Origin of the sequence: Paenibacillus sp. IHBB 10380 (assembly GCF_000949425.1) — a bacterium.
Taxonomy (GTDB): Bacteria; Bacillota; Bacilli; order Paenibacillales; family Paenibacillaceae; genus Paenibacillus_AQ.
The window spans coordinates 4593028-4607504 of record NZ_CP010976.1; the positions used below are offsets into that span (position 1 = coordinate 4593028).

Below are 14477 nucleotides of genomic sequence, written 5' to 3' on the forward strand. Positions count from 1 at the left end.
TTATCTTAAAGTAAGCCCCCTCAGATGTCAATGTAAATTTATCATTACCCGATTTAAAGAGTATCTAAATCCCTATTTGCAACACTCGTTAGTTGATTTTTTAATTTAGAAAGTAAGAAATATGAAATAACATGAGAGCGAAAGTCATGGTGAAAGTAGAACAGATGCAATGATGTTAAAAGGGCTCCTACCCTCTCTCATTTATGAGAAAGAATAAGGAGCCTTCACATCTGAATATTTATCTTGTCATCATACAACCGTTCCTTGTAATCGCTCTAGCGCAGCTTGCAGATGTTTTAATCCTACTTCCACAACCCCTTCGAACTTACCTTCTCTACCGATCTCAACGACCGGAACATGGCGAATCCCGTATTTAACCTCTAGTACGTCGCGTAGAATATCATTCCCGCCTACATCAATATTCTCATAGCTATAATGGTTAGCTTCCAAGTAAGATTTCACTTCAGCACAATAATGACAGCCCGGCTTGCTCCATACCACGATCTTAGGGTTAGTTGACATGTTTATAATTCCTCCTAAAAGTTTTACGAAGTAAAACTCGCTTCGTAAGCATATTCTTAAAGTTTTACATTGCCCTCAAAAGGCGGGGAAATGACAGGCTGTAAAATGGTCCTTTCCAACTTGCTTCAACACAGGCTGTTCTTCTCGACACCTTGCCGTTGCCGCAGGGCAACGCGTATGGAAATGGCAACCTGATGGCGGATTGGCCGGTGACGGAATCTCGCCTTGGATGGCAATAGCCTCTCTTTTACGAGTAGGATCAGGGATTGGAATAGATGTAATGAGCGCCTTCGTATAGTGATGCGCAGGGTGTAGAAACAACTCCTCACTGGGTGCAATCTCAACCAATTTGCCTAGATACATCACACCTATTCGATCCGATATATGGCGAACAATATTGAGCCCATGTGCAATGAATAGATAGGTCAGATCTAACCTGCGTTGCAAATCCTGCATTAGGTTCACAATCTGAGATTGAACAGACACATCGAGTGCCGAGACAGCTTCATCTGCAAGAATAAACTTCGGGTGAAGGGCAATGGCTCTTGCGATCCCAATACGTTGCCTTTGTCCACCTGAGAATTCATGCGGGTAACGATGAATCCAGCTACGATCCAGACCGACAGTGTTCAGAAGCTCCTCTACACGCAACCGTTTCTCTTTTGCACTCAAATTTTCATGTACCGCTAAGGGCTCACCAATAATATCACCCACATTCCAGCGTGGATCGACCGAACCATATGGATCTTGAAATATCATCTGCATATCCTTGCGAGCTTCTCGTAATTGCTGCGTATTCAGCGATCCTAAATCACGCCCTTCATATAACACTTTGCCCGATGTCGCTTGCTCAAGCTGTAGAATGACACGGCCTAAAGTAGATTTACCACTACCAGATTCACCAACAAGTCCAAAAGTCTCTCCCTTCCGTAAATGAACAGACACATTATCTACAGCCCGAATCACCGTCTTATTCCGTGTGAAGATACCCTTATGGATCGGATAAAATTTACTCAATCCTTCGATTTCGAACAAATGGCCCTTATCTGTGACTTGATGTAGCTCAGGAAAGATTCTCTGCTCAATGACAGTTACACGTTGTGAATTAGAAGTTTCATGTCTCCATTCGTCGGATTGTACCCATTCCTCAGCATACCAGCAGGCTGACCATCGACCATTCACCTCTAACAAAGGTGGGCTGTCCATAGCACACCGATCTGTTGCATATGGACAGCGTGGATGAAACCGGCAACCTGTCGGCAAATCAGAAAGACTAGGAATTGATCCCTCAATGGAATACATGGCGTTCGTCCGATCGCTCTCCATCGTCGTTATCGATTGAAGTAAACCTTCTGTATACGGATGATGCGGTTGCTCGAACAATTGATAGACACTTGCCTGCTCCACTACTTGCCCTGCATACATCACAATAATACGATCAGCCATCTCAGCCGCTATACCCATATCATGTGTAATCAGCAGAATTGACATGTTAAACTCCGTCTTCAGTTCTTGCAGTAACTGTAGAATCTGCGCTTGAATGGTCACATCTAGCGCTGTCGTGGGTTCATCCGCAATCAGAAGTTCAGGTCCACATGCCAGAGCCATTGCAATCATCGCCCGTTGCAGCATTCCTCCAGATAACTCGTTAGGATATTGCTTCATACGGATCTCCGGTTCAGGTATTCCGACTCTCTGCAATAAGTGAACAGCATGGTTCCATGCCTTATTCCGCCCACCTTGCTGGTGAGTGATGATCACCTCTACAATTTGACTACCTATTGTAAATACAGGGTCAAAGGCAGACATGGGCTCCTGAAAGATCATAGCCATTTTTTTACCCCGAAGAGAACGAAGTTCTTTCTGCGATAGCGAAACTACATCAACACCTTTCAGCTTAATATTTCCTTCTGAAATGATGCCATTCTCGTAGTCTATCAATCTCATAACAGCTTTAGAGGTAATGGTCTTGCCACTTCCCGATTCCCCTACAAGGCAGACGGTCTCACCTGCTTGAATGGTTAGAGATACATCCGTGATTGCTCTAAGTAACCCCTTCTCCGTGTTGAAATCTACGGATAAATGTTGAATATCCAGCAGTTGTGTCAAGTAAAGCACCTCCTCTGCATGGCTTTTATGCTGTACGTTTCTTCGGATCTAATGCATCTCGAACATGATCTCCAATAATATTCACAGAAATAACGAACAACGTGATGACAAGTCCCGGGAAAGTACACATCCACCAAGCAGCCGTTAAATAACCTCTTCCTTGGGACAGTAGCGTTCCCCAATCTGGAATTTCCTTGATTATGCCAAGTCCCAGAAAGCTAAGACCCGATCCCATCAGAATAGAAGAACCAATACCCAAAGTAGCCATAACTAAAAGAGGTGACAATGAATTAGGAAGAACATGTCTCCATAATATTTGCATGCTTGAGCTACCAATAGAACGCGAAGCCGTAATAAATGGTCGATTCTTGATACTCATCATTTGTCCTCTCATCACTCTCGCATATCCCGGGATAGAGGATATGGCCACAGCTAGAATAATATTAAACAAGCTAGGGCCTAGAGAGGCCGCAATGGCAAGTGCTAGTAGAATACCTGGAATCGTCATCAGAACATCAATAAGCCGCATGAGAATGGTATCTACAACCCCACCTACATAACCTGATATGACTCCAATCAATCCTCCAGCAAGACCGCCCACGAATACGGATGCGAAGCCGATGAATAACGAGTCTCGACTGCCATACACGACCACACTAAATATATCCCTTCCAAAATAGTCGGTGCCGAATAGATGAGCTACACTCGGCGCTTGTAATAGTTGGTCTGTAAGCATCTCAGTAGGTAAGTGGGGTGCAATCCAACCTGGAACAATCGCACAGATAACGATAAATGCCACCATTAGCGTAGCTCCCACTACGAACAGCTCAGATACAGTAAGTCGCTTCTGTGAAAAAGAAGTCGGTAAGCGCAGTCTCTTCCTCTGCCAGACGACTTTTGATGAAATGACCTCTTTCATGGGAAACCTCCTAAAAGTTTTGAGGAGCAAAACTATCTTCGTAAGCGATACTTTAAAGTTTTGCGAAGCAAAACTAGCATCGAAAGCATAAACTTAAGTTTTGCGAAGCAAAACTATCATATGTAAGCATAAACTTAAGTTTTGCGTAGCAAACTTAATGTGAACGTCTCACCCTTGGATCAATGAAAGAATATGAAATGTCCACGAGCAGATTGACGATGACGTAAATAATAGCTGAAAAGAATACAACCCCTTGTACTACAGGTAAATCCTTTGCCATAATCGCATCCGCGATAATTCGACCTATTCCTTGTCTAGAGAACACCGTCTCAATAACGACTGCACCTGCCAACATCTCCCCAATGAGCATGCCAATCATCGTGATTGCTGGAATAAGCGCATTTCGGAGCGCATGTTGGTACATAATTGCTTTTTCTGATAATCCTTTGGAACGTAAGGTTACAATGAACGGCTCGTTAATCACTTCGAGCATGCTATTCCGAACCATACGGACGATGAATCCTGCTCCTACGATCCCTAGTGTTAGCGCGGGAAGAACTATCGTCTTCCACCCATCTGATCCCATCGCCGGAAACCACCCCAACTGGATAGAGAAAATGAGAATAAGCAAAATCCCCGTCCAAAATGTAGGCATAGAGATGCCGAACAAGCCCACCATTCTAGCTACAATATCAATCCAGCGATTACGGTGTATCGCTGATAATACCCCAAGTAACACACCTACAATAACCGCAATAATGGAACTAGCCACGGTAAGCAACAATGTAGCCGGGAAATGCTTCACTATTTTAGGTAGAACGGGCTCTGAATTGACAATCGAGTTTCCAAAGTCACCCTGAATGATCTTACTGAAATAGGTAGCAAATTGAGCATAGAAGGGTTGATCGAGTCCAAGCTGATGACGTAAATCTGCGATCATTTCAGGAGTAGCCATAGAAGGATCAAGCATGTTAAGAACCGGATCACCGGGAAGCAAGTAAAGGATGCAGAACACCAGAATTAACGATCCTAATATGACGAACAAGGAAGTACAGAACCGTACGATCATGGGCTTCACCATATCCTCTACCTCCTCATTGATTATTTCTTAATAGAAACATCATTAAATAGTGGGTAACCTAAGGTATCGAATTTCACACCCTCAACAGAATTAGCTGCTGCAACCGTATAAGGAAATACATAGATTGGGAGAATAACAGCCTGATCAATAATGTAATGTTGCACTTTTTTATAAATTTCAAGACGCTTCGTTGAATCTGCCTCCAACGTTCCTTGTTCTAACAACTTATCCAGCTCTGGATCTGCAAGACCAGGCAGACTAAGTTGAACTACATTAGGATCACTAGAATGATAGATTGAATATAGCGCATTCGGGTCAGAGTTCACTTGACTATTTCCGTACAGATCATAAACCCCGTTCGTGTATATTACAGTGGCAATATCTTTCGTGATTTCTACATCTACATCAATTCCGATGGGCTTCAGCTGCTGTTGGATCATTGCAGCAATATCATTTCTTTTCTCGCGGTTAGGTGAGCCATCAACATAATGGAGCGTCAGCTTTTTGCCATCTTTTTCACGAATACCATCTGCTCCGCGAACCCAACCAATCTCGTCTAGTAGTTGATTGGCTTTATTCTGATCTGGCTTCACACCATTCTCAAGTGACTCGTCATAACCAAAAATACCGGGTGATAGGGGTGACCATGCTCTCTCATACGTACCTAAGTACAAGGTCTTCACAATGACATCAACATCAACCGCAAGTTGTACCGCCTGTCTAGCTTTCACTTCATTCCACGGCGCCCGTCTCTCGTTAAAAAAGAGTGTATACGGCAATCCCACCGTATTTGCTTGTAGTAATTGAAAATTAGGATCGCTCTTGAGTGAGAGGATATTCTGTGGAGGTACAGTTTCGGCAGCAAGCACCTGTCCGCTCTGTACACTCCCGATCCGAGTAGCTTCCTCTGGTACGATTTTGAAAACAATTTTATCTAGATTAACCGCACCTTTGTTATCAACAATCGCAGGACCCCACTTATAATCGGGATTCCTCTCGACGCTAATCTCCGCATTCTCATCCCATTTCACGAATTTGAAAGGTCCTGTACCTACAGGCTGCTTCCCCAATTGATCCCCATCTTTCTTGGCGGCTGTAGGAGAAACGATACCAAGCAATGCTTGGCCGAGATTTCCTAGAAAGGCCTCAGAGGGTGTCTCCAGATTTAATTTAACGGTATATTCATCAATGATTTCCGAGGAAATATAGGGTTTAAGTAAAGCTACTGAATTGTTTGCCTTCGTCACAGGGTTAATAATACGATCGAAATTATATTTAACAGCTTCGGCATTAAAAGGTGTCCCATCTTGGAACTTCACATCTTCACGAAGCTTGAACGTATAACTCTTGCCATCAGGGGAAACCGTCCACTCTGTAGCAAGCCACGGTCCAATCGTATGGTCTGGCAATTGAACAACGAGACTATCATATATTGTTCTTATGACTCTAACCGATACAGCAAGGCCACTTCTGTGTGGATCAAGGGTGTCTGGAGAAGTTGCCAGCGCAAAGCTTAATTCTCCTCCTTGACTTAGCTCCCCGCTTGTTCCCGTTGCACCTTGTGCCTGTGTTCCTGCTTCGCCTGCATCAACACTATTCGTGCTTCCCACTCCACAACCTGTTATCAACATAATCAGAGCTGCGAATAGTGCAATGTGCTTCATCCAACCTGTCGAAGTTTTCGGCATGAATTTGTTTCCCCCTATCCAATCCGTATTTCTATTTTTTCTTCCATACTTTATTTATACTTCTTAGACTTCTGAGGTAACCTTCTTCTTAGCGTAACGATTCTCTGGAACAGCCAAGCCTAAATTACCGCGTAACGTATCTGCTTCGTACTCTGTACGGTAAATTCCACGCTCTTGTAGAATAGGGACGACGAGCTCGACAAAATCATTCAATCCATTCGGAACATTAGAGCCAATAATAAATCCGTCGGCCGCTTCTTCCTCAAACCACTGCTGAACAAGGTCTGCTATCTTCTCAGGTGTACCTATGAAGTTCCCTCTCGGGGTTAAGGATCTTAATGCAACTTGACGAAGCGTTAAATGGTGCTCTTTGGCATCTTGTTTGATCTTGTCGGTACCGCTACGGAAACTATTACTTCCTAAGTCACCTAATTCCGGGAACGGTTCATCCAGCGGATATTGTGAGAAGTCGTGATGTTCAAAGAAACGTCCCAAATAGTCAAGTGCATTCTCTATCGTAACTAGACTCGCTATTTCCTGATATTTACGCTCTGCATCTTCTTCCGTCCGGCCCACAATAGGCCCAATACCAGGGAATATAAGAACTTCGTCAGGTGAGCGTCCGTGAGCCACAGCTCTTCTTTTGACATCTGCATAAAAAGCTTTAGCTTCCTCTATCGTTCCATGACCTGTAAATACCGCATCTGCACCTTTACCTGCCAGCTCCTTACCATCTTCCGATGATCCGGCTTGAAATATGACCGGCTGCCCTTGCTTAGAGCGAGCAATGTTCAAAGGTCCTTGTATAGAGAAGAACTCTCCCTTATGGTTCAACGTATGTAGCTTCTCAGGATCGAAGAAAACACCCGATGCTTTGTCACGAACGAAGGCATCGTCTTCCCATGAATCCCATAACCCTCTAGTCACCTCCAGATATTCATCAGCAATCTTATAGCGTTCGGGATGAGAGGGGTGATCCGCTTTACTGAAGTTTTTAGCAGAACCCTCAAGCGGTGAGGTTACTAGATTCCACCCGGCACGCCCCCCGCTAATGTGATCAATAGAAGAGAATTGTCGAGCAACGGTGAAAGGTTCACTGTAAGATGTCGAGAGCGTACCCACCAAACCAATATTAGATGTAGAAGCTGCCAGCGCCGACAAGATCGTGATCGGTTCGAAGCGATTTAAGAAGTGAGGAATTGACTTCTCCGTAATATAGAGACCATCTGCAATGAAGACCAGATCAAACTTTCCTTCCTCTGCCGTCAATGCCTGTTCTTTGTAATATTTGAAATTCACGCTAGCATCCGAGGGAACATCTGGATGTTTCCAAGCTGCGGGGTTACCGCCCACTCCGTGAATGATCGCTCCAAGCTTTAATTGTTTTTGTCTAGCCATTGTTCATTCCTCCTAAATTTTTTTGAGCATAGACTTCTTGAGTTACTTCGAAAAAAAATTACTTCGAAAGCATGTGCTTAATTTTTTTAGAATAGACTTCCTGCGTTACTTCGAGAAGACTAGCTTCGGAAGCAAGTGCCTATTTTTTGACTCTTTATTAATATTTAACAATTCCGATAAGTTAAGTATGGATTAGCTTGCTAATACTTTAACACGGACCCTGGTCATCGTCTAATCACCTTTTTCTATTTAAAAATAGAACAAAGCTATACCCACAAACACAAAAAAACCTCCTTTCCGGATACTAGCTTCATGCCGGAAGAAGGTGAAGAAATATAGTTAGATAGATTGAACTAAAGTTTAACAATGTTAACTACCCATTAACACTGTAATAATATCCACCGAACAAAACTCTCCTACAATATGAAGTACATAAAATATAAATGCATATTCAGAGGGAGTTGTTAGTTACATTGAACAGGAGAAGTAAGGTAAGACGTAATGTATCCATTCTAATGTTAAGCAGTATGATGCTAAGCGCCTTGGCACCTGCTAGTTTTGCCGCAGGAACAGACGATATGGCGCCCATTATTGTACCTGCTCCAACAGGCGTTGAAATGAAAAATGATGCACTTGCTCCAGCACAGGAACCGCAAGAGGCTGGCCACCAACATCTACAAATTCAGCATACCCCATCTAATATCATACCGGAACTTCAGGATGTCACAGTATCAGCCCTTATTAAGGGAGATTCACAGCCGTGGATGGGTTATATACAATATTCCATTGACGGTAACAATGAAACATCCATTCCATTAACGCCGGAAGGAACAGAGATAGACACTTACACGGCTACCATCTCAGGCGCTATGATATCCGGCGACGAATTGACGTACACGATTACAGCGCTTGATGAACAGTCCAAGCTTATTCAATCTTCTACATATTCGATAAACATCGAGGCTAATCAGGTAGATCAAGCTAATCCGCTAAATGTTACTGGTTCTCTAGTTCCGCCACTACTGATTACCGAGATGGTTCCGGATACAAGCGATCTTCCAGGAACGAAGACCGATGCTTATGAGTTCGTAGAAGTGTATAACAATACAGATCAAGATTTGAACTTTAAGGATTATTCCTTCTTCTACAACGGTAAGGACACGTGGACACCTATCGAAGACAAGGACATGATTATTCCAGCTCATAGTCCAGCTGTGTTCTGGATCATGAATGGAAGTAACAATCAGGTAACATTGGAGGACTTTAATCAAAACTATGCTGGATCTGCACTCGTAGAAGGGCAGAATCTGTTCCGCATTCTCGGTGGAGCCGGCATGGCTAATGGTAGCCCCAGAAGTCTAGTGATTAAAGACAACAATGGGAATCCACTTGTGACCGCAACCTATGAGGCAGCACATGTCAAAGTAAATCAAGGGATATTCTTCAAGCATCCAGCTGTTGGAAGCACAAACATGGTTGTTATGAGTCATTCAGGCCAGCTACCGGCAACACCAGGGGTGACCGAACCTGAGCAGCTCACGCCAGTTATAGTTGAAGAAGGTAATAAGATAGATATCACACATACGCCTGCTGTATCTGTTGACGTGAAGGATCTCGAGATTACAGCTCAGGTTGTGAATCCCATTGTGAATTCAGACGGGACTAAGGCTCCCGTACTTCTGCTGTACAAAACACCTTCTCAAACCAGATATACATCCACAACAATGGTGGATACGAAAGGTACAGGAGAGTATACAGCGACAATTCCAGCATCTGTTCTTACGGAATCCAGCCTTGAATATAGAATCCAAGTTCAGTCCACAGAGAAGGCTTACACCTCTCAAATAAACATGCCGGCATTTGACTCGACAAAGGCACCAACGCTGTTGATTACAGAACTCGTGCCTAATACGACAAACGTGCCTACTACTTCTTCAGATGCATATGAGTTTATCGAGGTATACAACAATACCGATCAATCGGTTAATTTCAAAAACTATAAACTTTATTATCGCTACCCAGACAAAGGCGCATCTAGTGATGTAGTATGGCCATCCACCAAGGAGGATTTTGAAATTCCGTCCAAACAATCGGTTGTGCTGTGGGTTAAGAACAGCGTAAACTCGCCCTATACAACGGAGAGTTTTAACCAGTTTTACAATACTAACCTTATTGCGGATCAAACGTTGTTTACGATTCAAAGTGATGGAATGGCCAACTCTGGCAGACGTGCGATCGTAATTAAAACAAATACAGGTAAAGAAATATCTGCAGCTTACTACGATGCGGATACAGTATATGAAGGCAGTACAAAAGGTGACGAGACGAAGGAAGATAAAGCTCTCGTATATGCTTATCCCGTAAACGGAAGTACGGTCATGCTCAAGACGAGCTCGGCAACACAAGCACCTACACCGGGAACGATCATAGCTACTCAGGTTCCAGTTGAACCGGTTCATGTGGAGATAGATAATATACCTCCAACAATTCAAGATCTAACGGGTCTGCAGGCGATTGATCAGGCAAATAACTTAGAACTAAAAGCAGATGCCAAGGATAACCGAGCAGTGACATCGGTCGAAGTCTATATTCGTTCTGACAAACAAGTAGAGTATGTTAAGCATAATCTGTCAGAAGATTTCAACGATACAATGTATCACTATAAGATTTCTTCTGCTGATCTGATCGGAAGAAATCACATTGAATATTACTTCGTTGTTTCCGATGGAATGAATGAGACCACATCGGACGTTGTGAAAGTGTCAGTTACAGGCGGTCCCGACCAGTCACCTCTTCGACTCAACGTAAAAGACAATGAAATGATTAAAGGTACCCACACGATTAAAGGAACAGCTCAAGTCGCAGGCACGGATGCATTGAAGCTGAGCATTGATGGTAAGTTGCTACCCGAGGCGAATCTGTTCTCCGAGCTGGAGAACGATGCTTATTTTGTTTTCGATGCGACCAATGTTGATTATTACTTCAAAAATGCTGTGACGATGGGACCACCAGAGCTCGAAGATAAAACGATTCTATACACGTTTATGGATCCGATCACTTCCTATACAACACTCTCTTTCCCGATCAGTGCCGATCGTCTGAAGGTCGGTAATGATAATGTAATTTATGTTCGGGCAGGCTCCAAGACATCACCATTCGATAAGCGTCCAGAGGAGAATAAGGATGATTTCGAAATTAAAAATGTAAGATTGCTCCTTGCGGATGGCACCGAAATTTGGGATGCAGCCTATACTGAGCGGGACAAACAGATCAAAATGGGAGATTCGGTGGGCAAGTATGAATCCATCGGTTTCCGATTCGACTTAAAGGCAGCGCAGGTTAACTCCAAAGCCTATTCATGGAATACAACAACAGCTACGGACGGACCGCATCGGATAACCGTGGCGAGTGGTGCGAACGAGGTTAGTTCCAATGTCATCGTGGATAATACAGCACCGACCATTAAGCCATCCGTTGCAGAAGGTAAAGAATATCGCGGGACCATAACACTGGATGCAACCATTCATGATGTTTTGTCAGGTGTAGATAAGTCTGAAGTCAGACTTGACGATCAGATCATAGAGCTACCCTACACGACTTCGTCCGGTCAGATGACGGGAGGAGCACATAAGTTATACATCAAAGCAACAGACAAAGTCGGGAACTCCGCTGAAGTCAACGTGAATTTTAACGTGCCTGACGAGAATCCGCTTGCCCCACAGCTAATCAGTCCAACTCATGGACAGACTAATGTGGGTAGTAGCGCAAATCTTACAGTGAAGGTTCAGGATCCGACCAGCGATCTAATGAATGTCTTCTTCTATAAAGGGTTTAAATATGACGGTAACCGCGCAGAGGGATTTACGGGTTACACAAACGCGTCTGTCACTGAGCCTCCTAAAGAAATGGCTCCAGCTGGCGAACAGGCACTTACCCCGGATGACTACAAGAAGATCCGTGCAGTAGATGGGGAGTATCTTGTAAATGAATCCGTAGAGAAGTTCCCCTACCAACGCTTTGAAGTCAAGTTGGACCCATCCATTAAAGGATCGGACCGTGTGGAGATCGACTGGAAGGGTAAATCCTTAGAAGGACGTAAGGTCAGCCTGTATGCATGGAGCCCGTCATCGCAAAAATGGATGCCACTCGATCATGTCATTGCCGGAATAGAAGATTTCGAATTACACGCGGTCGTGAAGGCAGGCGATTATGCAAGCGGTCAGATCATTCAAGTAATGGTGCAGGATGAGATTGCAGCACAGACCGATACAGTAGCAACTGCAACTACTAATAAACCAACACCGGAAACTCAGGATCCCTATGACTTCTCATTCGTGTGGATGTCTGACACCCAGTACTATTCTCAGAGCTATCCGAAGATTTATCAGAATATCGTGAACTGGATCGTTGATCAGAAGGAAAAAATGAATATTAAATATGTCATTCACACAGGTGACGTCGTGGATAAGTCCTATCAGGAATATCAATGGCAAGAAGCGGATAAGGATATGAAGGTCCTTGAAGACGCTCAAATTCCTTACGGCGTTCTAGCTGGTAATCATGACGTAGGTCATCAGGATAATGACTATACGAAGTTTCAACAATATTTTGGTGAAGATCGTTTTAAGAACAATTCAACATTCGCAGGCTCCTATGAAAACAACCGCGGACATTATGATCTAGTATCCTCTAACGGAAATGATTTCATAGTAGTCTATATGGGTTGGGGACTAGGAGACAAGGAAATCGATTGGATGAATGAGATCGTAGCCAAATATCCAGAACGTAAAGCGATTCTCTGTCTGCATGAATACATGCTCGTATCCAATAACCGGGCGCCGATTGCCGATAAGATTTTTGAAAAAGTGGTTAAACCGAATAAAAATGTCATCGCAGCATTGTCAGGACATTATCATGATGCTCAGTTGAAAGTGGACGAGCTGGATGATAACGGGGACGGGGTAGCCGATCGTAAAGTATTCCAGATGCTAGCCGACTACCAAGGAGCTCCTGAAGGCGGACTCGGATATATCCGTCTGATGCAGTTCGATATGAAGAATAACAAGCTTCACATCAAGACATACTCGCCACATTTGGACGACTATAATTTCTATGATCCACAAGAAAACCCGAACAAAGACGAATTCACGCTGGATCTAGATCTTCAACCGAAAACCAAGCAAGTTGCGACAGACTACATCGGAGTGAAGATCTATACGGATGAATTAATCGGCTCTAATTCGGAAGTACACAGCGGTTCTGAGACTTCTGTGAAATGGATGAACCTAAGTGCAAACAGCTACCAGCAATGGTATACAAAGGCTGAGGACCAGAACAGCGGAAGTACACTGTCAGATATCTGGGGCTTCTATACAGGAGTTACTGACGGCGGCGTACATCCGGAGGTTCCTGGAGATGGCGGCAATACAGGTAGTGGGAGCGGATCGTCTAATCAGGGAACGGGGACATCCCCTATACCGGTGCCACCAACGACAGAGCCAGCTCAAGGGGTTATCATCCTCACCCCATCCGTTGATGGAATTTATAAAGCAGAACAGGCTGTTCTGGATAAGGCTATTACAGGTGCAGTGAATGGTAAAGTCGTGATTAAGCTGAATAATAAGTCTAGTCAAGGAACCGCGCCTGTGGTTCAGTTACCGACAGCCAGCATTCAAAAGGCGAAGAACAACAACCTGTCCATTATTATTATTGCACCAGAATTAACTGTGACACTGTCTGCAGCCTCACTACCGGAACATCTAAACGATGCGGATCTTCTAGTCCTCCGGATGGATACGACTATGAATGCTTCTATGAAAAAAGCCATTAACCAGTCTATGGGTAGCAGCAAAGAATATAGGTTGTCGGGCCTTGTATACACACTCAACATGGTTAAGATTAAAGGACAAACAGAAACAGAAGTACATGAATTAATGGGTCCAGTTACTATTGAAAGAACTTGGCCTAGTGAACCAAAGAATTCGCTGAATACCGAGTATGCGGGAGTATATTACTTAAATGGTGCGAAGCCCGAATATATGGGTGGCATCTTTAGTGGCAATACGGTAACCTTTACGACGAATCATTTCTCATCATTTGCAGTATTGGAGTACCACAAACCGTTTACTGATGTGAATGGAAGCTGGGCAGATGAATATATCGGCAAGCTCACAGCGAAACATATCATCAACGGTATAGATGAGAATCACTACGGTCCGCAGCTGAACGTGACGAGAGCTGACTTTGTTACTTTGGCTATACGTGTATTAGGACTGAATACCAAGGCTGTAGAAGCTGAAGGCTCATTCTCAGATGTACCTGCCCATGCTTATTATGCTGACTCCGTAGCGCAAGCGTCAGCGCTCGGCCTAATCCAAGGAAACGGCGGAAAGTTCCGTCCAAAGGATACGATCAGTCGTGAGGAATCCGCAGTGATTCTGATGAAAATGTCGGATTACATGAAACTATCAAGCGGAGGATCTTCTTCCCCAACATTTGCTGATATGAGTCATGTGTCTGTATGGGCCAAGGAGGCTGTATCCAAAGTAAATGAACTCGGACTAATGAATGGAAAAGGAAACCATACATTTGATCCACAGGGTAATGTAACCCGCGCAGAAATTGCGAAAATGATCTACGTACTATTAAACAAATAAATGTAACGCATTAACTATTGTGATAGTGAAGCTTGGTGGGATATTCTCACCAAGCTTCTTTTTTTCATAAGCACTTAGACTTCGTTTCTTGCATCTACTAAGCA

Annotated in this window: 7 protein-coding genes; 1 reads left to right on the forward strand and 6 read right to left on the reverse strand. The window is 43.8% G+C overall.

The features are described from left to right. Positions 1-249: 249 nt before the first annotated feature. The 6 genes from UB51_RS20875 to UB51_RS20900 all read right to left on the reverse strand — a co-directional run bounded on the left by UB51_RS20875 (position 250) and on the right by UB51_RS20900 (position 7717). Positions 250-522: a glutaredoxin family protein gene (locus UB51_RS20875; protein ID WP_044878951.1), complete on the reverse strand. Its 273-nt coding sequence runs from the start codon at positions 520-522 to the stop codon at positions 250-252. A 75-nt stretch (positions 523-597) separates the two neighbouring features. Then, complete coding sequence (locus UB51_RS20880; RefSeq protein ID WP_044878952.1) at positions 598-2631, reverse strand: ABC transporter ATP-binding protein; 2034 nt, start codon at positions 2629-2631, stop codon at positions 598-600. A 25-nt stretch (positions 2632-2656) separates the two neighbouring features. Then, positions 2657-3550, reverse strand: a complete 894-nt coding sequence (locus tag UB51_RS20885; protein ID WP_052676023.1) for an ABC transporter permease — start codon at positions 3548-3550, stop codon at positions 2657-2659. Positions 3551-3704: 154 nt separating this feature from the next. Further along, positions 3705-4631, reverse strand: coding sequence for an ABC transporter permease (locus tag UB51_RS20890; protein ID WP_044878953.1), 927 nt, complete (start codon positions 4629-4631; stop codon positions 3705-3707). A 20-nt stretch (positions 4632-4651) separates the two neighbouring features. After that, positions 4652-6319, reverse strand: coding sequence for an ABC transporter substrate-binding protein (locus tag UB51_RS20895; protein WP_044878954.1), 1668 nt, complete (start codon positions 6317-6319; stop codon positions 4652-4654). A 63-nt stretch (positions 6320-6382) separates the two neighbouring features. After that, positions 6383-7717 (reverse strand): LLM class flavin-dependent oxidoreductase, encoded by a 1335-nt coding sequence (locus tag UB51_RS20900; protein WP_044878955.1) that lies wholly within the window; start codon positions 7715-7717, stop codon positions 6383-6385. Between the two features lie 473 nt (positions 7718-8190). On the opposite strand from UB51_RS20900, the gene UB51_RS20905 reads away from it, so the two are divergent. After that, positions 8191-14373 (forward strand): S-layer homology domain-containing protein, encoded by a 6183-nt coding sequence (locus tag UB51_RS20905; protein ID WP_160297288.1) that lies wholly within the window; start codon positions 8191-8193, stop codon positions 14371-14373. The last annotated feature ends 104 nt before the right edge of the window (positions 14374-14477 follow it).